This window comes from Achromobacter sp. SX5, assembly GCF_056711425.1.
The window spans coordinates 5,304,568-5,325,278 of sequence record NZ_CM160041.1; the positions used below are offsets into that span (position 1 = coordinate 5,304,568).

Here is a 20,711-nt window from a genome sequence, read left to right on the forward strand (position 1 = left end):
TATCTTTAGGCTGGCCAGCGGCCGCGTCTGCTCAGGGCAGACGCCCGCTCGCGCGCACGGGCCGATCGGCGGCGCCGTTGCACGCCCCTCAAATGCGCGCCTACGGCAATGCCGTATAATCACGCCCTACCCCTCGTCGCCTTCCCCGGCACGACGGTCTGTATCCCTGGGCGGCCGCAGCCAGGCGCCGCCCGACCTTCGAACGAGTCATGAAAAAAGCAGCCCCACCGGCACATGCCGCCCGGTGGCAGCCGTCGCGCATCAGCGAAGCACGCAGCCGCGTCGGCCTGCCCCAGGCGGATTTCGCGGAACTGCTGGGCGTCAGCGTGCGTACCCTGCAGGACTGGGAACAGGGCCGCCGCAACCCTTCGGGCGCGGCCAAGACCCTGTTGCGCGTCGCCATCCTGCACCCGGAAACACTGCGCGACCTGCCGCCCTGGCATGCGGACGACACGAACACTACGGTGAACTAGATTGGAAATTCAGGAAAAATCCCGGGCCGGCAAAGGCTCCGTCAACGCTGACGTCAAGGCGCCCGCGAACGAAACCGGCAAGCAACTGGGCGACGCGATCGCCGCGGCCGCCGCAGACGGCCGCGTGCCGCGCGTAGGGTTCGTGTCGCTCGGCTGCCCGAAAGCGCTGGTCGATTCCGAACGCATCCTGACCCAGCTGCGCACCGAAGGCTACCAGGTCACGCCCGACTACGATGACGCCGACGTGGTGGTGGTCAATACCTGCGGGTTCATCGACAGCGCCAAGGCGGAGTCGCTGGAAGCGATCGGCGAGGCGCTGGCCGAGAACGGCAAGGTCATCGTGACCGGCTGCATGGGCGTGGAGGAATCGGTGATCCGCGACGTGCACCCCAGCGTGCTGGCGGTGACCGGGCCGCAGCAGTACGAAGAGGTCGTGCGCGCCGTGCACGAGGCCGCGCCGCCCAGGAAGGACCACAACCCCTACCTGGACCTGGTGCCGCCGCAGGGCGTGAAGCTCACGCCGCGCCACTACGCCTATCTGAAGATTTCGGAAGGCTGCAACCACCGCTGCAGTTTCTGCATCATCCCGTCGATGCGCGGCGACCTGGTCAGCCGGCCGGTGGGCGACGTGCTCAACGAGGCCGAACGCCTGGTCAAGGCCGGCGTGAAGGAACTGCTGGTGATTTCGCAGGACACCAGCGCCTACGGCGTGGACGTGAAGTACCGCAGCGGCTTCTGGAACGGCCGCCCGGTGAAGACGCGCATGACCGAACTCTGTACGGCCTTGTCCGAGATGGGCGTGTGGACGCGCCTGCACTACGTCTATCCGTATCCGCACGTGGACGAGGTGATTCCGCTGATGGCCGAAGGCAAGATCCTGCCGTACCTGGACATCCCGTTCCAGCACGCCAGCCCGCGCATCCTCAAGGCCATGAAGCGTCCGGCCTTCGAAGACAAGACGCTGGCGCGGATCAAGCGCTGGCGCGAGATCTGCCCGGACCTGACGATCCGTTCGACCTTCATCGTCGGTTTCCCCGGGGAAACCGAAGAGGACTTCCAGTACCTGCTGGACTGGATGCAGGAAGCGCAGCTGGACCGCGTGGGCTGCTTCCAGTATTCACCGGTGGAAGGCGCGCCCGCCAACCAGCTGGCCGACCCGGTGCCCGACGAGGTCAAGCAGGAACGCTGGGAGCGCTTCATGGAGCTGCAGCAGTCCATCTCGGCCGCCCGCCTGAAACGCAAGGTGGGCCGCGAGATCGACGTGCTGATCGACGAAGTGGACGAGGACGGCGCCGTGGGCCGCAGCGCCGGCGACGCGCCGGAGATCGACGGCTGCGTCTACGTGAGCGCCGAGCGCCCGCTGAAGGCGGGCGACATGGTGCGCGCGCGCGTCACCGATTCCGACGAGTACGACCTCTGGGCCGACGCCCTCTGACGGCGCGCGCCGCCGTTCAACGCTTGGCCAGGAAGTCCGACATGTCGTCGGCATGCTCCTCTTCCACGGCCAGGATCTCTTCAAGAAGGCGGCGCGTGGTGGAGTCCTGCTCGCCGATGTACTCGATCATCTGGCGATAGCTGTCGATGGCGATGCGTTCGGCGATCAGGTTCTCCTTGATCATGTCCACCAGCGTAGTGCCTTCGACGTACTCGGAATGGCTGCGGTCGAGCAGGCCCTTGGGCGACAGGTTGGGCTCGCCGCCCAGCTGCACGATGCGTTCGCACAGCCGGTCGGCGTGTTCCTGTTCCTGCGTGGCGTGTTCGGCGAATTCGGCGGCGACGGGTTCGGCGTTCAGGCCGCGCGCCATGAAGTAGTGGCGCTTGTAGCGCAGCACACAGACGATTTCGGTGGCCAGCGCCTCGTTGAGCAGCTTGAGCACGGTCTGCCGGTCGGCGCGGTAGGTGTCGGTGACGGCGCCGGATTCGATGTCCTGGCGGGCCTTGGCGCGTATGGCCTTGACGTCCATGTCGAACGGGCGGGTACGGGTTGCTTGTTCCATATCGTGGCTCCTCTTGGGTTAAGTGAAAGCGCTGCGACCTGGGGCTTCCAGTCGATCCGTAGCTCCCAGTCTACCGATCGTGGCGGAACATGCTGTGTCGAAACATTGCCCCTGGCCCCGAATACGGCGGCGGCCGGGGATGCTTCGGGAACCTTGCGTAAACTATGGGCTTCCCGAAAACCCGTGACGCAATCTGTAACGGGACAGCGTCGCCCGAACCCTATGACTCTGAAGAACATTTGCGTGTATTGCGGCTCCAACCCCGGATCGCGGCCGGACTACATCGAGCAGGCCCGCGTGCTGGCCAGGGAGCTGGTCAAGCGCGATCTGGGGCTGGTGTACGGCGGATCGGTGGTCGGCATCATGGGCGTGGTGGCCAATGAAGTGCTGGCCGGCGGCGGCCGCGTGATCGGCGTGATCCCGGAACTGCTGCAGAAAAAGGAACAGGCGCACCGCGGCCTGACCGAGCTGCACCTGGTGCAGAGCATGCACGAGCGCAAGGCCATGATGATGGAGAAGGCCGATGGATTCATCGCGCTGCCCGGCGGCGCCGGCACGCTGGAAGAATTCTTCGAGGTCTGGACCTGGGCGCAGCTGAACATGCACCAGAAGCCCTGCGGCCTGCTGAACACGGCGGGCTATTACGACGCGCTGGTCCGGTTCGTGGACCACGCCGTCGACGAGGAATTCATCCGCCCCCAGCATCGCGACATGCTGGTGGTGGAATCCGACCCCGCCCTGCTGCTGGACCGCTACGCCATCTACGAGCCGCCCAACGTCTCGAAGTGGTTCGACCCGGTCAAGGCCTGACGCCCCCAATTCATGGAAGCTCTTGCGATGTCCCCCGCTACATTGCCCCCCGCCAGCACCGAATCCGTCTTGCGCGACTATTTCCACGCCAAGGACGAGAACCGCCCGCACTACATGGCGCGCGCGTTCGCGCCGGACGCGGTGCTGAAGATGGCGCTGCGCACGCAGGCCATCGCCTTCCCGCCGGAATCGCATGGCCTGGCGGCCATCGCCGACACGCTGGTGCGCAAGTTCGGCCAGACCTACGACAACGTCTACACCTTCTATCTGTCGCGGCCCGAGGCCGGCGCGCAGCTGCCGGGCTACCGCTGCGACTGGATCGTCGGCATGACCGAAAAGGCCAGCGGCAACGTGCGCGTGGGCTGTGGCCGCTATGACTGGGAATTCCAGCCGCAGCCCTACCGCGCCTCCAGCCTGGTCATCACCATCGAGACCATGGTGACGCTGCCCGCCGCCGACGCCGACGCGGTCTTCGGCTGGCTGCTGGCGCTGGACTATCCGTGGACCGACGCGGCCCGCGTCGTGGCCGGCGCCCCGCCGCTGGAAGCCCTGGCGCCGGTCGTGCACTACCTCCTCCACCCCGACGGCGTCTGACGCCGGCGCCGGACGCGCACTGGACCCTGCACTTGAAATACGACCTCGCCGCTTTCGACTTCGACGGAACCCTGGCCGACACCATGCCCTGGTTCAATTCCATCCTCAACACGGTGGCCGACAAATACGGCTTTCGCAAGATCGACGCCGCCGAGCGCGACCAGCTGCGCCACCGCGAGGCCGCCGAGATCCTGAAGTACCTCGGCATTCCGCTGTGGAAGCTGCCGGCCATCATGGCCCACGTGCGCACGCTGATGCAGGAGATCGACCCCAGCGTGCAGCTGTTCGACGGCATCCCGGACGCGCTGGCGCGGCTGAAGGCGGCCGGGCTGCGCCTGGCCGTGGTCAGTTCGAATTCCATCGAGAACGTGCGGCGCGTGCTGGGCGAGCAGACCGCCGCGCTGTTCGACGATTTCGAATGCGGCACCGACCTGTTCGGCAAGTCCGCCAAGATCGACCGCCTGCTCAGGCAGCACGGCACCGCGCCGGAACGCTTCCTGCTGGTGGGCGACGAAATGCGCGACATCGACGCCGCCCGCAAGGCGGGCGTGCGCGTCGGCTCCGTCGCCTGGGGTTATAACCACGTCGAGGCGCTGCGCGAGCGCAGCCCCGACGAGCTGTTCCTGACTGTCGCCGACCTGCCCGCCACCCTGGCCTGAACCGGAGCCCATCGCCATGCATCTCGATCCCGCCCACCTGATTTCCGACGCCGCCGCCCTGAAGGACCTATACGGCGAGCCCGGCGAGGCCTCGATCAAGAAGGAAGTGGATCACGTGCATCCGCACTACCGCGCCTTCATCGAAGCCGCGCCCTTCGCCATGGTGGCGACGGCCGGCCCCGGCGGGCTGGACGCCTCGCCGCGCGGCGACCCGGCCGGCTTCGTGGTGGTGGAGGACGAAAAGACGCTGTTGCTGCCGGACCGCCGCGGCAACAACCGCATCGACACGCTGCGCAACGTGCTGGCCGATCCGCGCATCGCCCTGCTGTTCCTGGTGCCGGGCGTGGGCGAGACGCTGAGGGTCAACGGCACCGCGCGCATCAGCGTGGAGCCGGCCCTGCTCGCGCGCTTCGAGATGGACGGCAAGCTGCCGCGCTCGGTGCTGGTCATCGACGTGCAGACCGTGTTCTTCCAGTGCTCGCGCGCACTGCTGCGCTCGAAGCTGTGGGACCCGCAGACGCAGGTGCCGCGCAGCGCGCTGCCCAGCACCGGCCGCATCCTGGCCGACCTGTCGTCCGGCACCATCGACGGCGTGGCCTACGACCGCGAGCTGCCCGCGCGGGCGGCCAGCACCCTGTACTGAAACCCGGCAGGCTCCGCATGGCGCGCAATGTCGAGATCAAGGCCCGGGTGCCCGGCCTCGCGGCCATCGAACCGCTGGCGGCGGCGCTGTCGGGCCAGGAGCCCACGCATATCGCGCAGGACGACACCTTCTTTGCCTGCGCCCGGGGCCGGCTGAAGCTGCGCGCCTTTGCCGACGGCTCGGGCGAACTGATTTTCTACCGCCGCAACGACGAAACCGGGCCCAAGGAAAGCTTCTATATCATCACGCCGACCGCCGCGCCCGACGCGCTGCGCGAAACGCTGGCGCTGGCCTACGGCGCGATCGGCCGCGTGCGCAAGCAGCGCCTGCTGTACATCACCGGACGCACCCGCATCCACCTGGACCGGGTCGAAGGCCTGGGCGAATTCCTGGAACTGGAAGTGGTGCTGCGCGACGGCGAAACGGTGGAGGCCGGCATGCAGGAGGCCCGCAGCCTGATGCAGGCGCTGGGCGTGGCGCCCGAGCATCTGGTGTCCGGCGCCTATCTGGATCTGCTGGCCGGCCAGCCCTGACGGCCGGCCGCGGATTCAGGCGAGCTGCCAGCCGCGCACGAACACGTCCACGGGCTGGCGCTTGCCGCCCGCCTTCTGCAATTCGAGCAGACGCAGCACGCCGCGGCCGGTGGCGATGTCGACGCCGGCGGCGTCCGCGCGCAGCACGCTGCCGGGTTCGGCCGGGCACGTCTCGTCCAGCGCCTGGGCGCGCCACACTTTCACCGGATCGGCCAGGCCGGGCAGGCGGATGCTGGCGCCCGGCACCGGGTTGAAGGCGCGCACCCGGCGCGCCAGCAGTTCTGCCGGCTGGGCGCAGTCCAGCGCGGCCTCGGCCTTGTCGAGCTTGGCCGCGTAGGTGACGCCTTCATCGGGCTGCCTGCGCGGGGTCAGTGCGCCCCGCGCCAGCGCCGCGAGCGCGTCGACGATGGCCTCGCCGCCGGCCTGGGCCAGCGCGTCGTGCAGCTGCGCCGCATTGGTGTCGGCCGTGATCGGCACCACGTGCTCGAGCAGCATGTCGCCGGTGTCCAGGCCCTGATCCATCTGCATGATGGTCACGCCGGTCTGCGCGTCGCCCGCTTCGATGGCGCGCTGGATGGGCGCGGCCCCGCGCCAGCGCGGCAGCAGGCTGGCGTGGATGTTCAGGCAGCCCAGGCGCGGCAGGTCCAGCACCCACTGCGGCAGGATCAGGCCATAGGCCGCCACCACCATCACGTCGGGCGCCGCTTCCTGCAACAGCGCGCGCGCCTGCGCGGCCTCGTCGGGATAGCGGCCGTCCAGGCGCAGGCTGCGCGGCTGCGCCACCTCGATGCCGGCGTCCAGCGCCGCCTGCTTGACGGGACTGGGCGTGAGCTTCAGCCCGCGTCCGGCCGGACGGTCGGGCTGGGTCATGACCAGGGGAATTTCGTGGCCGGCGGCCCGCAAGGCGTCGAAGGCGATGCGGGCGAATTCCGGCGTGCCGGCAAAGACTAGGCGCATGGGAATTGGAAAAGAATGAAACAGGGGCTCAAAGAATAGCGCTTCCGCGCATGCAGATGCCCTGCCCGATCCGGGGCGCCGCGGAGCCGGCTTCGCCGGTCCGCCAGCGCCGCCCCCTTGAGGGGGCCCGCGCAGCGGGTAGGGGGTGGGCCTATCCGTTAAGCTCTCAGCGCTTCGCGCTCGGCCTTTTTCAGCTTCGTTTTAATGCGGTTCTGCTTGAGGTTGGACAGGTATTCGACGAACACCTTGCCGTCCAGGTGGTCGAGTTCGTGCTGCACGCAGACGGCCAGCAGGCCGTCGGCTTCGAACTCGAAGGGCTTGCCGTCGATGTCCAGAGCCTTGCAGCGGATGCGCGAGGCGCGCTCGACTTCATCGTAGATGCCGGGCACCGACAGGCAGCCCTCTTCGTAGACCTTGTAGTCGTCGCTGCGCCAGGTGATCTCGGGGTTGATCAGGACCAGCAGCTGGTTGCTTTCCTCGGATACGTCGATCACCACGACGCGCTCGTGCACGTCGACCTGGGTTGCGGCCAGGCCCACCCCCGGCGCGTCGTACATGGTTTCGGCCATGTCGCGCACGAGCTGGCGGATGCGGTCATCGACCTCGGCGACCGGCTTGGCCTTTTTGTGCAGGCGCGGGTCCGGGTAGCGAAGAATAGGAAGTAAAGCCATTGAAAAGGGGGAGCCTGGTAATGATGCTGAGTAAGAGTTTAATTCATTAGAGTCTTGATTTCTAATAGTTTTCGCCTAATTTCAGGATTGGCGGGATTGCCGCGTCCCCGGTTGCCGGCGCCCCGCCGGCGCGCAATTCCGTCCACCCGGCGCGGCCGGCGCGCGCGCCCATGCGACACCGCATGCGACACTCACGCACCGAATCATCCTGCACGCGCCCGCGACATGCCGCTCACGCAATCTTCTTCCGAACTCGCCGCCTGGCTGCGGCTGTCCCTGGAGCCGGGCGTCGGTTCCGCCACCGCCTGCACGCTGCTCAGCGCGCTGGGCCTGCCCGAGCAGATCTACGCGCAGCGCGCCACGGCGCTGGCGCGTCATCTGCCCGAGGCGCTGGCGCGCCAGCTGGCCGCGCCGATGCCGGCCGGGATGGCCGCGCAGGTCGAGCAGGCGCTGGAATGGGCCGCCGCCCCCGGCCGCTACCTGGTGACGCTGGCGGACCCGACCTATCCGCAAAGCCTGCTCACCATCGCCGACCCGCCCATCCTGCTGTACGTGGCCGGCGACCCGGCGTTTCTGCAAGGGCCTTCGCTGGCGGTGGTGGGCGCGCGCAACGCCACGCCGGGCGGCTGCGACAATGCGCGCGCCTTCGCGCGCCACCTGGCCGCGCACGGCTGGCGCGTGGTCAGCGGGCTGGCGCTGGGCATCGACGGCGCGGCCCATGAGGGCGCGCTGGAGGCCGGCCCGGACGGCGCCGGCACGGTGGCCGTGATGGGCACCGGCATCGACCGCATTTATCCCGCGCGCCACCGCGAGCTGGCGCACCGCATCGCGGCGCACGGCGCGCTGGTGTCCGAACTGCCGCTGGGCACCGGCGCGCAGCCGCAGCACTTTCCCAAGCGCAACCGCATCGTGGCGGGGCTGGCGCGCGGCGTGCTGGTGGTCGAGGCGGCCAGGCAGAGCGGCTCGCTGATCACCGCGCGGCTGGCCGGCGAAAGCGGGCGCGAGGTGTTCGCCATCCCCGGTTCGATCCATTCGCCGCTGTCGCGCGGCTGCCATGCGCTGATCCGCCAGGGCGCCAAGCTGGTGGAGACCGCCAGCGACATCACCGACGAACTCGGCGGCGGCCCCATGCCCGCGGCGCGCGGCACGCAGGCCGCGCCCGCCGCGCTGCCGGACCATCCCGTGCTGGACGCGCTGGGCTTCGATCCGCTGCACCTGGACGCCATACAGGCCCGCTGCGCGCTGTCCACCGGCGAGCTGCAGGCGCAACTGCTGGAACTGGAACTCCAGGGACGGATCGCCAGGCTGGACGACGGCCGATACCAGCGCCTGAAGTAGGCGCTAATATTGAACGGTCGCGCCGCCACACGGCGCCCATTGCACCCCGGAACAGGAACACACATGGCTTTGCCCTCCCGCGTAAAGATCGTCGAGGTGTCGCCCCGCGACGGCCTGCAGAACGAAAAGGAATTCGTGCCGACCGACATCAAGGTGGAACTGGTCGACCGGCTCAGCGCCGCCGGCTTTCCGAATGTGGAAGCCGCGTCCTTCGTGTCGCCCAAGTGGGTGCCGCAGATGGCCGACGGCGCCGACGTGATGGCCCGCATCCAGCGCCGCCCCGGCACCATCTATTCGGTGCTCACGCCCAACATGAAGGGTTTCGAGGGCGCGCGCGCCGCCGGCGCGGATGAAATCGTGATCTTCGGCGCGGCCAGCGAGGCCTTTTCGCAAAAGAACATCAACTGTTCCATCGCCGAATCCATCGCCCGTTTCGAACCCGTGGTGCAGGCCGCGCGCGAAGCCGGCATCCGCGTGCGCGGCAGCATCAGCTGCGCGCTGGGCTGCCCGTACCAGGGCGAGGTCCCGGTCGAGGCCGTGGTGGACGTGGTGCAGCGCTACCTGGCCATGCAGGTCGACGAGATCGACGTGGCCGACACCATCGGCGTGGGCACGCCCAAGCGCGTGCGCGAGGTGATGGCCGCCGTGACGCGGGTGGCCGATCCGGCGCGCGTCTCCGGCCATTTCCACGACACCTACGGCCAGGCGCTGGCCAACATCCTGGCGGCGCTGGAGACCGGCATTTCCATCTTCCACACGTCGGTGGCCGGCCTGGGAGGCTGCCCCTACGCCAAGGGCGCCACCGGCAACGTGGCCACCGAGGACGTGCTGTACATGCTGCGCGGCCTGGACATCGACACCGGCGTGGACTTCGACGCCGTGGTCGATATCGGGCAATGGATGTCGGCCCACCTGAACCGCAAGGGCTCCAGCCGGGCCGGCAACGCCATTGCCGCGAAACGGGCGGCATGAGCGCTTCGACTGGCGCACCCGCTCCCGAAGACCGCGCGGCGCTGCTGCGCGCGATCGGCCCGCTGCCGCTGTCGGGGCAGGCATGGCCGGACTGGGTGCGCATCCTGACCTGGGTGATCCTGGCCGTGCTGGGCGTGCAGGTGGTGACCACCGCCATCCGCGCGCCTTCGCAGCCCTACGACACGCTGTTGATGGTGGTGGTGGCGCTGTGCTTCCTGGGGCTGCTGTTCGTGTCCTGGCACATGCAGACCTCGATCACCACCATAGACGAACGCGGCCTGCGCCAGACCTGGTTCACGCGCCGCGAAGTGGCCTGGGAAGACGTGCGCTACGCGCGCTTCGTGCCCATGGTGTTCTCCAAGCGCCTGGTGGTGTTCACGCATCGCGGGCGGCCGATGATCTTCCAGGGCGGCACGCGCGAACTGCGCGCCGCCTTCATGAAGATCGCCGAACTCTACCGCCATCCCGGCGCCTGAAGGCGCCGCGTCAGCGTATCGGCAGGGCGTACATCAGCCCGCCCTGCGTCCATTGCGCGTTCAGGCCGCGCTGGATCTTCAGGGGGCTGCCCTGGCCGACGTTGCGCTCGAAGCTCTCGCCGTAGTTGCCCACCTGCTTGATGATGTTGTATGCCCACTTCTCGTCCAGGCCCAGGTTCGCGCCGCTGCCGGGGGTCACGCCGAGGATGCGCTTGATGTTGGGGTTGGCGCTCTTGGCCTGCTCGTCCACGTTCGCGGACGTCACGCCGTATTCCTCGGCCTCGATCATGGCCGACAGCGACCAGCGCACCACGTTCAGCCAGGCGTCGTCGCCCTGGCGCACGAACGGGCCCAGCGGCTCTTTCGAGATGATCTCGGGCAGCACGACGTAGTCGTCGGGATTCTGCAGCTTGGAGATGCGGATCGAGGCCAGGCCCGAGGCGTCGGTGCTGAAGACGTCGCAGCGGCCCGCCGCGAAGGCGTTGACCACCTCGTTGAAGGTTTCGATCACGACCGGCTTGTAGCTCACGTTATTGGCGCGCGCCCAGTCAGCCAGGGTGTTTTCGTTCGAGGTGCCGGTCTGCAGACAGACCGTGGCGCCGTTGATTTCCTTGGCGCTTTTCACGCCCAGCGACTTGGGCACCAGAAAACCCTGGCCGTCGTAGAAGTTGATGCCGGCGTGGATGATGCCCAGCGCGGTGTCGCGCTGCTGCGTCACGGTAGTGTTGCGGGTCAGCACGTCGACCTCGCCGGATTGCAGCGCGGTGAAGCGCTGCTGCGAGTTCAGCGGCACGACCTTGATCTTGTTGGCGTCGCCGAATACGGCCGCGGCGATGGCGCGGCACAGGTCCACGTCCAGCCCCTGCCACTTGCCCTGCGCGTCGGGCGCGGAAAACCCGGCGAAGCCGGTCGTCGTGCCGCAAGCCACCGCGCCGCGCTGGCGCACCACGTCCAGCGTGGCCGCCTGCGCGCCTTGCGCGGCCGCCATCAGGAGCGCCGCGCCCATCAAGCCTTTTGCAATCTTCATGACCTGTTTCCTGTTGTGCTTCAGGGCGCGGGAGCGCGCCGAAGCCAACAATCTTATAGACATGAAGCGCGCGCGCCAAACAACCGGCGCTTATTTGGGTATGCGCCGGCGCTCCCTCAGGCCGCCAGCGAGATCGAAACCGGCTCGTTGGCCTCGCAGGCCTGAAGCGCGCGGCCCAGCCGCTGCATGCCCTGCGCGATCTGGGTTTCGTTCATGGTGGCGAACGACATGCGCATGGCGTGCAGGTCGGCCTGGGCGGGATCGGCATAGAACGCCTTGCCCGGCACGTACACCACTTCGTGTTCGATGGCGTAGGGCAGCAGGCGGGTGGCGTCGACCTCGCCGGTCAGGCGCGCCCAGAAGAACATGCCGCCCTCGGGCTTGCTGAACGTGATCCGGCCGTCCAGTTCGCGGGCCAGGGATTCGGCCATGGCGTCGCAGCGCTGGCCGTAGGCGGCGCGGATGCGCGGCACGTGCTCGGCATAGCGGCCGTTGGCCAGGTACTGGGCCACGACTTCCTGTATCCAGGCCGAGGAAGCCATGTCGTCGGCGGCCTTGGCGCCGACGCAGCGGCGGCGGACCTCGGCCGGCGCGACCAGCCAGCCGATGCGCAGCGCCGGCGCCATGGTCTTGGACATGCTGGCCAGGTACACCGCCCAGTGGCGCGCCTCGCCTTCGGCCAGGGCCGCGATGGGCGGCACCGCCTCGCCGGCGAAACGCAGTTCGCTGTAGGGATCGTCCTCGACGATCAGGAAGCGGTGCTTGACCGCCAGCTCCAGCAGCCGCAGGCGGCGCTGGCGCGTCAGCGTGGCGCCGCAGGGATTGGAGAACGACGCGACGACGCAGACGATCTTGGGCTTGACCTGCGCGGCCAGCGCGTCCAGCGCGTCCACGTCGATGCCTTCGGGTCCGGACGGCACGGTGTGCACGGTGGCGCCGGTGTAGCGCAGCGCCTGGACGGAATTGGGGAAGGCGGGCGATTCGATGATGGCGTGGTCGCCCGGTTGCAGCATGACGCGGCTCAGCAGCGCCAGCGCCTGCTGCGAGCCGCCGGTCACGGCCAGCTCGGTGTCGGCGTCGCAGACCAGGCCGCGTTCGGCCGACAGGCGCGCCAGTTCATGGCGCAGGCTGGCCTGCCCGTCGATGTTGGAATACTGCAGGCAGGCGCCCAGGCGCGCCATGACCTGGGTCGAGGCGATGGTAAGACCCTCGATGTCGAACAGTTCCTGGGCCGGATAGCCACCCGCCAGTGAAATGGTGCCGGGCCGCATGGCGTATGGCATCAGCGAACGGATCGGCGAGGCCGGCGGGTTGCAAAATGGCTGGGCAAAAGCGTATTCGGGCGCTGCGCTGGACATGGCGGAGGGACGGGGAAAGGGCTGAGGGGCCGTGCCGCAAGCGGCGCCGGAGGGCATAAAAGATTGAAATATAAACAAATATCTGCAAATTCTAAGCCTGCCGATTACGCAGGGTCAACGGCGCGGCCGGCCTCGTGGCGCAAGCCTCGCGCGCGGTCCTACACTATGAGGCGTTTCCGTTTCCGCAAGAGAGCTGCATGACCGCCGTAGACACCATGGCCGGGCGCCTGGCCCGTATCCAGCAACGCATCGCCGAGGCCTGCGCGCGCGCCGGCCGCCCGCCGGAAAGCGTGACGCTGCTGCCTGTCAGCAAGACTTTCGGCGTGGAAGCCATCCGCGAGGCCATGGCGCTGGGGCTGACGCGCTTCGGCGAAAACAAGACGCAGGAGATCCGGCAAAAAGCCGCCGCGCTGGCCGGCGAGGGCCTGCAATGGGTGCTGATCGGCCATCTGCAGACCAACAAGGCGCGCGACGCCGCGCGCGACGCGGCCGAGGTCCAGTCGCTGGACCGCGTGGAACTGGCCGAGGCCCTGCACCGGCGCCTGCAGAACGAGGGCCGGGTCCTGGACGTGCTGGTGCAGGTCAAGACGTCCTCCGAGCCCAGCAAGTACGGCATGGCGCCGGCCGACGTGCCGGCCTTTCTGCGGCGGATCGCGGCCGACTTCCCCACCCTGCGCGTGCAGGGGCTGATGACGCTGGCCGTGAACTCGCCGGACCCGGCCGAGGTGCGGGCCTGTTTCCGTGCCCTGCGCGAGCTGCGCGACCGCTTGCGCCAGGACCCTATCCCCGGCGTCGGCCTGGACCGGCTGTCGATGGGGATGAGCGGGGATTTCGAGCTGGCGATCGAGGAAGGCTCGACCGAGGTGCGCATCGGCACGGCCGTGTTCGGCGCCCGGACCTACCCCGATCCGCAGTGATCCGCGCCGGGCATGGGGTTTTTTTCCGGTTTGTTTGCGCAAGCGCAAGGCATAATGGCGGCGCAAGAAAAAGCGGCGTGAATTCGACGGCGACCAAGGCTGCGACCGCCGCGCTTTAGCCCTTCCGCACAAGGAGACACCCCATGCACAAGCCCATGAAGCGCCTGCTGGCGCTCGCCGCCCTGACCCTGGCCGCCGGCGCGGCCAGCGCCCAATCCTGGCCCACCCAGCCCGTGCGCTGGATCGTGCCCTACCCGGCCGGCGGCGGCACCGACGTCGTGGCCCGCACCGTCGCCAACAGCCTGGAAAAGACGCTGGGCCAGACCATCGTGGTCGAGAACCGCCCGGGCGCCGCCACCATCATCGGCGCCACCGCCATCGCCCAGGCCGAACCTTCGGGCTATGTGGTCGGCACCGCCGACTCCGGCACCCTGGCCTTCAACTCGTCGCTGTACGCCAAGCTGTCCTACGATCCGGCCAAGTTCACCTATATCGGCGGCATCGCCAAGTTCCCGCTGCTGCTGGCGGTGAACGTCAATTCCCCGTACAAGACGGTGGACGAGGTGCTGGCGGCCGCCAAGAAGGAACCGGGCAAGCTGACGGCGGCGTCGGCCGGCGCGGGCTCGCCCCACCACCTGGCGCTGGAGCTGTTCAAGCAGCGCACCGGCGCGGACGTGCTGCACGTGCCCTACAAGGGCGCGGCCCCGGCCATCCAGGACCTGCTGGGCGGCCAGGTGGACCTGATGTTCATCGACCTGGCCGCCGGCCTGCCCAACGTCAAGGCCGGCAAGCTGCGCGTGCTGGCGGCCGCCACGCCGGAGCGCCTGCCGGTGCTGCCCGACACGCCGACCATGGCCGAGCAGGGCGTGGCCAATTTCGTCGCGTACGCCTGGCAAGGCCTGGTGGGCCCGGACGGCCTGCCGGCCGACGTGGTCAAGAAGCTCTCGGCCGACCTGGACGCCACGCTCAAGAGCCCGGCCGTGTCCCAGAAGATGCTGGACATGGGCGTTATCCCCATGCCGCTGTCGGCCCAGGAATTCAAGGCCTACGCCGAGCAGGAGCGCAGCGCCTGGGCGGACGTGATCAAGAAGGCGGGCATCAAGCTCGAATAAGCCGGCTTTTCGCAGGCAATGAAAACGCGGCCCTTGCGGCCGCGTTTTTTACTTGGGCGCGGGCGCGCTCACCGGTCCGGCGGCGCGACCGTCATGCGCAGCGACGCCACGCACTTCCTGCCCTGTTCGATGGCCTGGCCGAAGGCCTCCGACGTGATGTCGGCGTGGCTGAACCAGCCTACCTTCCTGAGGCTGCGGTAGCGGTAGCGATAGTCCGACCCGGCCGGCGCGCCTTCCAGGTCCACGTCGATCCAGGGCGAACGCACGCGGCAGCGCAGCGCCGGCGCATCGATTGTGGCGCCGGTCAGCGTCACGTCATGGGACAGGACTTCCGGCGCGCCGAGATAGATGTCCGCCAGCTGGCCCGTGCGGCGATAGCGCGCGAAGAATTCCCAGTCCTCGGCCAGCGCGGACTGCGTGCGCACGTACCCGGCGCCGGCCCGTTCCAGCGCCTGCAGGTCCACCAGCGTGGCGTCGATGCGATAGACAGGCGGCATCACGAAGCCGCTGGCCGGACGGCGCAGGCTGCAATCGCGGTTTTCGGGGGCAAAGCTGCGGCACAGGACCTGGTCCATCGCCGTCGTGCCCGCTTGCCGGTCGCCCAGGCTCAATTGCACCGCCGCCATGCCGGCCAGATCCACCGAGGCGCGGACCTCGGCCTGCCCGTCCTGGAGGAAGCGCTCGCGGCGGGTGGCGGCGAAGCTGGGCATCGGCCGCTCCAGCGGAATGTCCTCGCGCCGCATGCGGCCCTGGGCGTCCATGACGAAGGCCCAACGCTGCTGGATGTCGGGCATGATGAAGTCGGGCACGAAGACCGGATTGGTCGGGTCCAGCCACCAGGTCTTGCCCTGCACGCGGGCCCGCACGACCGAGTGGTTGGGCGCCGCCATGCCCGGCAGCAGCACGCTCGGGGCCACGGCGCCGCGCACCACCAGGGCGGGCTCGGCCGCGATGCCGGCCGCGCGCAGCATGGCGGTCAGCAGCACGGTCAGGTCTTTGCAGTCGCCGTAGCCGCGGCGCTCGATCTCGTCCAGCGTGAACGGAATGAACCCGCGTTCGCTGCCGCGCCAGTCGGCCAGGTAGCGGTAGCGTTCGTGGATGTGGCGCATCAGGCCGGCCACGGCCTGCTGCGGCGTCTTGCCGCGCTGCGCCTGGACGGCCTGGACGGCGGCCGGCGGCAGCGGCGCCGACAGGATCTCGTTGTAGCGCGCGGCGAACGGGCCGAAATAATCCTGCAGCCCGGCGGCGCTGCCGATCTCCAGGCGCGGGGGCCGGCGCAGATAGCCGTTGTCGGATTCATTGACGTAGGCGTGGTAGTACGGCGTGGTTTTCAGCGCCACGGTGATGCGCCTGGCGTCGGGCGAGGCCTCGATGCGATAGTCGTCCATGGCCTCGGCGCGCCAGACCATCGGACGGCCGGCGCTGAACTCGGCCCGGAAGCGGTCCTGGCGCACCTGCGCCGGCGTCAGATTGAGCCGGTAATGGAATTGCGTGGCCTGCGCGATGCCGGCGGAACGTTCCCGCAGCGTGAAGACGATGGTGCTGCCCACCCGCAGATTGCGAAAGGCCAGCGAGGTCTGCTTGAACCGCAGAAAGCCCTGGTCCGGATTGGGCGCCATGCGGGTGTCGATCTGTTCGTCGGCCAGCGGCGCCGGCGGCTCGCCCGGCTGGATCAGTTCCGCGCGCAAGACTTCCAGGCTGTCGGTCTCCGGATAGCTGCGGTCGATGCGCGAGACCACGTCGCGCCCGGCCGGCGTCAGAATGGTGTACCGGTAGGTGCTGACGCACTCGGTGCTGTTGTCCTCGCCGAAGCGGCACTGGAGTTCGGCCTCGCCGGCCAGCGGCGCTTCGGACATGGGCTGCAGGGCGGCGCCGGCAGGCAGGCTGGCCGCGGCCGCCAGGGCGGCGGCGAGGATGGTGGTTCTGGAAGAAGCGGGCATGGCGCAATACGGGTGTCCGGACTCAATAATGAGAATCGATTTTATTTAAAAACGAATCTCAACATGAAGCCGGGCCGCGCCGCATTGCGCCACGTCAATGAACGCGCCCGGCGCAATGCCGCCGGGCGCGTGTGTCCGACTTACACCAGCACGCGCTCGATGCCGCCCGCGTTGGCGCGGCGGACGTAGTCCTCCATCCAGCTTTCGCCCAGGATGTGGCGCGCCATCTCGACCACGATGTAGTCGGCGTCCATGCCGGTGTCGCCCTGATAGCGCGACAGGCCCTGCAGGCACGACGGGCACGAGGTCAGCACCTTCACGTCGCCCGTGAAACCGTCGCTGCGCAGTGCGGCGTCGCCCTTGAGCAGTTCCTCCTGCTTGCGGAAGCGCACCTGCGTGGAGATGTCCGGCCGGGTGACGGCCAGCGTGCCGGATTCGCCGCAGCAGCGGTCGCTCTTGACCGCGCCCTCGCCCACCAGCGCGCGCACGGTCTTCATCGGCTCCTGCAGCTTCATGGGCGTGTGGCAGGGGTCGTGGTACATGTAGCGCACGCCCTTGGCGCCTTCGAGCCTGATGCCTTTTTCCAGCAGGTATTCGTGGATGTCGATCAGGCGGCAGCCGGGGAAGATCTTGTCGAACTCGTAGCCGGCCAGCTGGTCGTAACAGGTGCCGCAGCTGACCACCACGGTCTTGATGTCCAGGTAGTTCAGCGTGTTGGCGACGCGGTGGAACAGCACCCGGTTATCGGTGATGATCTGCTCGGCCTTGTCGGTCATGCCGTTGCCGCGCTGGGGATAGCCGCAGCACAGGTAGCCCGGCGGCAGCACGGTCTGCACGCCCGCATGCCACAGCATGGCCTGGGTGGCCAGGCCGACCTGCGAGAACAGGCGCTCCGAGCCGCAGCCCGGGAAGTAGAACACCGCTTCCGTGTCGGCCGTGGTGGCCTTGGGGTCGCGGATGATGGGCACGTAGTTGGCGTCTTCGATGTCCAGCAGCTTGCGCGCGGCCTGCTTGGGCAGCCCGCCCGGCATCTTCTTGTTGACGAAGTGCACCACCTGCTCGCGCAGCGGCGGCTTGCCGACCGTGGCCGGCGGCGCCGACGTCTGCTTCTTGACCAGGCCCGAGAGCAGGTCGTGCGCGGCGCGCTGCACCTTGTAGCCCACGCCCACCATCGCCTTGCGGGTGGCGTTGATGGTGGCCGGGTCCTTGGCGTTCAGGAAGAACATGGCGCTGGCCGTGCCGGGATTGAAGGACTTGCGGCCCATGCGCCGCAGCACGGCGCGCATGTTCATGGATACGTCGCCGAAGTCGATGTCGACCGGACAGGGGTTGTAGCACTTGTGGCAGACCGTGCAGTGGTCGGCCACGTCCTCGAATTCTTCCCAGTGCTTCAGGCTCACGCCGCGGCGGGTCTGCTCTTCGTACAGGAAGGCCTCCACCAGCAGCGAGGTCGCCAGGATCTTGTTGCGCGGCGAATAAAGCAGGTTGGCGCGCGGCACGTGCGTGGCGCACACCGGCTTGCACTTGCCGCAGCGCAGGCAGTCCTTGATGGATTCCGAGATCGCGCCGATGTCGCTTTGCTGCATGATGAGCGACTCGTGGCCCATCAGGTTGAAGCTGGGCGTCCAGGCGTGGCGCAGGTCGGCGCCGGGCATGAGCTTGCCGGCGTTGAAGTGGCCGTTGGGGTCCACGCGGCGCTTGTATTCCTGGAACGGCGCCAGTTCGGCGTCGGTCAGGAATTCGTACTTGGTCAGGCCGATGCCGTGCTCGCCGGAGATCACGCCGTCCAGGTCGCGGGCGATCTGCATGATGCGCTCGACGGCCTGGTGGGCCTCCTGCAGCATCTCGTAGTCGTCCGAGTTGACGGGGATGTTGGTGTGCACGTTGCCATCGCCGGCGTGCATGTGCAGCGCGACGAACACGCGGCTCTTGAGCACGCGGCCGTGGATGGCGATCAGCTCGTCGACGATCTTCTTGTAGGCCGCGCCCGAGTAGGTGCGCTGCAGCCCGGCCAGCACTTCGGCCTTCCAGGACACGCGGATGCTGCGGTCCTGCACCACGTCGAACAGGCGCGCGCCGGGCTGGGCCGCCACGCGGTCCGACAGCGTGGCCTGCAGTTCGCCCATGCCCAGGCCGTGCAGCTCGGGCAAGGCCTGCGCCAGCGGCATGTCCAGGTTGTCCAGCAGCCACTGCCAGCGGCGGCGTGCGCCGGCCAGCAGCTCCAGCGCCTGGCGGGTGCGCTCGGCCAGCGCCTCGGCGCGGGTGTCCGCGATGTCGGTCTCGCTGTCGTCGGCCTTGCCCACCGGCAGCGGCGTGCGCAGATAGGCCTCCAGCGCGCCCAGCAGCTTGAGCTTGTTGCGGGTCGAGAGCTCGATGTTGATGCGCTCGATGTGATCGGTGTATTCGCCCATGCGCGGCAGCGGAATCACCACGTCTTCGTTGATCTTGAAGGCGTTGGTGTGGCGCGCGATGGCGGCGGTGCGCGAGCGGTCCAGCCAGAACTTCTTGCGCGCTTCGGGGCTGACGGCCACGAAGCCCTCGCCGTGGCGGGTGTTGGCCAGGCGCACGACCTCGCTGGCCGCCGCGGCCACCGCGTCCTCGTCATCGCCGACGATGTCGCCGATCAGGACCATCTTGGGCAGCACGCCGCGCTTGCTCTTGGTGGCGTAGCCCACGGCGCGCAGGTAGCGTTCGTCCAGGTGCTCCAGACCGGCCAGGATGGCGCCGCGCGCGCGGCCCTCGCCGTCCAGGTAGCCCTTGACCTCGACGATCGACGGGATCGCGTCGCGCGCCTGGCCGAAGAATTCCATGCAGACCGTGCGCGTATGGCGCGGCATGCGGTGCAGCACCCAGCGCGCCGACGTGATCAGGCCGTCGCAGCCTTCTTTCTGGATGCCCGGCAGGCCGGCCAGGAACTTGTCGGTGACGTCCTTGCCCAGGCCTTCCTTGCGGAACACGCGGCCCTGGATCTCCAGCGTCTCGGTCTTGAGCAGGCGCTCGCCCGGCTTGCCGCGGCCGTCGAACCACTTGAGTTCGAAGCGGGCCACGTCCACGTCGTGGATCTTGCCCATGTTGTGGTCGAGGCGGCTGACTTCGAGCCAGTTGCCGTTGGGGTCGACCATGCGCCACCAGGCCAGGTTGTCCAGCGCGGTGCCCCACAGCACGGCTTTCTTGCCGCCGGCGTTCATGGCGATGTTGCCGCCCACGCACGAGGCCTCGGCCGAGGTCGGGTCGACGGCGAAGACGAAGCCCGCCGCCTCGGCGGCCTCGGAGACCCGCTTGGTCACCACGCCGGCGCCGGCATGGATGACCGCCACGGGCTCGGTGAGCCCGGGCAGGATACAGGACTCGACCTGGCCCAGCTTGTCGAATTTCTCGGTGTTGATGACGGCCGACTTCCAGGTCAGCGGAATCGCGCCGCCGGTATAGCCGGTGCCGCCGCCGCGCGGGATGATGGTCAGGCCCAGCTCGATACAGGCCGTGACCAGCGCCGCGACTTCGTCTTCCGAGTCCGGCGTCAGCACCACGAAGGGATACTCCACGCGCCAGTCGGTGGCGTCGGTGACGTGCGAGACCCGCGACAGCCCGTCGAACTTGATGTTGTCGCGCGCGGTGATGCGGCCCAGCGCCTTCTGCGCCTGCTTGCGCATCATGGCGGTCTGGTCGAACTCGCCCTCGAAGGCGGCGATGGCCGAACGGGCCCGCGCCAGCAGGCCGACGACCTTCTCGTCGCGGTGCGGGTCGTGGCCGGCCTCGGCAGGCACGTCGGGCTCGCGGCGGCGGTCGATCTCGGCCAGGCGGTGATGCAAGGCTTCGATGAGCTGCTTGCGGCGCTTGGGGTTGTCGAGCAGGTCGTCCTGCAGATAGGGATTGCGGCGCACCACCCAGATGTCGCCCAGCACCTCGTACAGCATGCGGGCCGAGCGTCCGGTGCGGCGTTCGCCGCGCAGGTCGGTCAACAGGCTCCAGGCATCGTCGCCCAGCAACCGGCCGACGATCTCGCGGTCGGAGAACGAGGTGTAGTTGTAGGGGATTTCGCGCAAGCGCGCGGGTGCTGCGGGCGGCATCGCCCCGTTCAAGATGTGGCTAGCGAGTGGGGCGTTCATGGCTGCAAGAGGGGCCCGTAAAAAAACATTTTATGCCATCGTTCATGTCTGTCCCTGAATACCCCCAGGAACGGGCATGGAACCGCGGAAAATCCGAAATAATGCGTCCCCTATTTATCGGGACGCCG

19 protein-coding genes are annotated in these 20,711 nt (G+C 68.5%); 12 read left to right on the forward strand and 7 right to left on the reverse strand.

The window, feature by feature from the left end; all coding sequences use genetic code 11:
• Nucleotides 1-209 precede the first annotated feature (209 nt).
• Complete coding sequence (locus AC1M14_RS24845; protein WP_102775269.1) at nucleotides 210-473, forward strand: helix-turn-helix domain-containing protein; 264 nt, start codon at nucleotides 210-212, stop codon at nucleotides 471-473.
• A 124-nt stretch (nucleotides 474-597) separates the two neighbouring features.
• The gene (gene rimO, locus AC1M14_RS24850; RefSeq protein WP_111826977.1) at nucleotides 598-1,908 is read left to right on the forward strand and encodes a 30S ribosomal protein S12 methylthiotransferase RimO; all 1,311 of its coding nucleotides are present in this window, start codon (nucleotides 598-600) and stop codon (nucleotides 1,906-1,908) included.
• Nucleotides 1,909-1,924: 16 nt separating this feature from the next.
• Here the strand turns inward: rimO and AC1M14_RS24855 are convergent, their stop codons facing one another.
• Nucleotides 1,925-2,470 (reverse strand): ferritin-like domain-containing protein, encoded by a 546-nt coding sequence (locus tag AC1M14_RS24855; protein ID WP_102775261.1) that lies wholly within the window; start codon nucleotides 2,468-2,470, stop codon nucleotides 1,925-1,927.
• A gap of 222 nt (nucleotides 2,471-2,692) precedes the next feature.
• On the opposite strand from AC1M14_RS24855, the gene AC1M14_RS24860 reads away from it, so the two are divergent.
• From AC1M14_RS24860 to AC1M14_RS24880, 5 genes are read left to right on the forward strand one after another with little or no spacing between them, the layout of a single operon-like run.
• Nucleotides 2,693-3,280 carry an LOG family protein gene (locus AC1M14_RS24860; protein WP_102775260.1) on the forward strand — a complete coding sequence of 196 codons (588 nt, stop codon included), beginning with the start codon at nucleotides 2,693-2,695 and terminating at the stop codon, nucleotides 3,278-3,280.
• Between the two features lie 27 nt (nucleotides 3,281-3,307).
• The gene (locus AC1M14_RS24865) at nucleotides 3,308-3,874 is read left to right on the forward strand and encodes a hypothetical protein (RefSeq protein ID WP_209166683.1); all 567 of its coding nucleotides are present in this window, start codon (nucleotides 3,308-3,310) and stop codon (nucleotides 3,872-3,874) included.
• Nucleotides 3,875-3,906: 32 nt separating this feature from the next.
• Nucleotides 3,907-4,533, forward strand: a complete 627-nt coding sequence (locus AC1M14_RS24870; protein ID WP_102775258.1) for an HAD hydrolase-like protein — start codon at nucleotides 3,907-3,909, stop codon at nucleotides 4,531-4,533.
• Nucleotides 4,534-4,549: 16 nt separating this feature from the next.
• Nucleotides 4,550-5,176, forward strand: coding sequence for a pyridoxamine 5'-phosphate oxidase family protein (locus AC1M14_RS24875; RefSeq protein ID WP_102775257.1), 627 nt, complete (start codon nucleotides 4,550-4,552; stop codon nucleotides 5,174-5,176).
• Between the two features lie 17 nt (nucleotides 5,177-5,193).
• Nucleotides 5,194-5,709 (forward strand): class IV adenylate cyclase, encoded by a 516-nt coding sequence (locus tag AC1M14_RS24880; protein ID WP_102775256.1) that lies wholly within the window; start codon nucleotides 5,194-5,196, stop codon nucleotides 5,707-5,709.
• Nucleotides 5,710-5,724: 15 nt separating this feature from the next.
• Here AC1M14_RS24880 and fmt read toward each other — a convergent pair whose 3' ends face one another.
• A complete protein-coding gene (gene fmt / locus AC1M14_RS24885) occupies nucleotides 5,725-6,666 on the reverse strand; it encodes a methionyl-tRNA formyltransferase (protein WP_479730616.1) in 942 nt (313 codons plus the stop codon).
• Between the two features lie 158 nt (nucleotides 6,667-6,824).
• Nucleotides 6,825-7,337 carry a peptide deformylase gene (def, locus tag AC1M14_RS24890; RefSeq protein WP_479730617.1) on the reverse strand — a complete coding sequence of 171 codons (513 nt, stop codon included), beginning with the start codon at nucleotides 7,335-7,337 and terminating at the stop codon, nucleotides 6,825-6,827.
• Between the two features lie 225 nt (nucleotides 7,338-7,562).
• On the opposite strand from def, the gene dprA reads away from it, so the two are divergent.
• The 3 genes from dprA to AC1M14_RS24905 all read left to right on the forward strand — a co-directional run bounded on the left by dprA (nucleotide 7,563) and on the right by AC1M14_RS24905 (nucleotide 10,123).
• Nucleotides 7,563-8,675: a DNA-processing protein DprA gene (dprA, locus tag AC1M14_RS24895; protein WP_102775253.1), complete on the forward strand. Its 1,113-nt coding sequence runs from the start codon at nucleotides 7,563-7,565 to the stop codon at nucleotides 8,673-8,675.
• A 63-nt stretch (nucleotides 8,676-8,738) separates the two neighbouring features.
• Nucleotides 8,739-9,647 carry a hydroxymethylglutaryl-CoA lyase gene (locus tag AC1M14_RS24900; RefSeq protein ID WP_102775252.1) on the forward strand — a complete coding sequence of 303 codons (909 nt, stop codon included), beginning with the start codon at nucleotides 8,739-8,741 and terminating at the stop codon, nucleotides 9,645-9,647.
• A complete protein-coding gene (locus tag AC1M14_RS24905) occupies nucleotides 9,644-10,123 on the forward strand; it encodes a hypothetical protein (protein ID WP_111826851.1) in 480 nt (159 codons plus the stop codon). Before AC1M14_RS24900 ends, AC1M14_RS24905 begins: the two co-directional genes overlap by 4 nt.
• Before the next feature lie 10 nt (nucleotides 10,124-10,133).
• Here AC1M14_RS24905 and AC1M14_RS24910 read toward each other — a convergent pair whose 3' ends face one another.
• Nucleotides 10,134-11,150, reverse strand: coding sequence for an amino acid ABC transporter substrate-binding protein (locus AC1M14_RS24910; RefSeq protein ID WP_111826852.1), 1,017 nt, complete (start codon nucleotides 11,148-11,150; stop codon nucleotides 10,134-10,136).
• Nucleotides 11,151-11,266: 116 nt separating this feature from the next.
• The gene (locus AC1M14_RS24915) at nucleotides 11,267-12,508 is read right to left on the reverse strand and encodes an aminotransferase-like domain-containing protein (protein WP_102775249.1); all 1,242 of its coding nucleotides are present in this window, start codon (nucleotides 12,506-12,508) and stop codon (nucleotides 11,267-11,269) included.
• Nucleotides 12,509-12,705: 197 nt separating this feature from the next.
• On the opposite strand from AC1M14_RS24915, the gene AC1M14_RS24920 reads away from it, so the two are divergent.
• Together AC1M14_RS24920 and AC1M14_RS24925 are read left to right on the forward strand one after the other, a co-directional pair.
• Entirely contained in the window at nucleotides 12,706-13,425 is a 720-nt protein-coding gene (locus AC1M14_RS24920) for a YggS family pyridoxal phosphate-dependent enzyme (RefSeq protein WP_102775248.1), read from the forward strand.
• A gap of 143 nt (nucleotides 13,426-13,568) precedes the next feature.
• Complete coding sequence (locus tag AC1M14_RS24925) at nucleotides 13,569-14,537, forward strand: Bug family tripartite tricarboxylate transporter substrate binding protein (RefSeq protein WP_479730618.1); 969 nt, start codon at nucleotides 13,569-13,571, stop codon at nucleotides 14,535-14,537.
• Nucleotides 14,538-14,605: 68 nt separating this feature from the next.
• On the opposite strand, the gene AC1M14_RS24930 is transcribed toward AC1M14_RS24925, so the two are convergent.
• Together AC1M14_RS24930 and AC1M14_RS24935 are read right to left on the reverse strand one after the other, a co-directional pair.
• A complete protein-coding gene (locus AC1M14_RS24930; protein WP_479730619.1) occupies nucleotides 14,606-16,477 on the reverse strand; it encodes a DUF3857 domain-containing transglutaminase family protein in 1,872 nt (623 codons plus the stop codon).
• Between the two features lie 140 nt (nucleotides 16,478-16,617).
• The gene (locus tag AC1M14_RS24935; protein WP_102775245.1) at nucleotides 16,618-20,583 is read right to left on the reverse strand and encodes a DUF3683 domain-containing protein; all 3,966 of its coding nucleotides are present in this window, start codon (nucleotides 20,581-20,583) and stop codon (nucleotides 16,618-16,620) included.
• Between the last annotated feature and the right edge of the window lie 128 nt (nucleotides 20,584-20,711).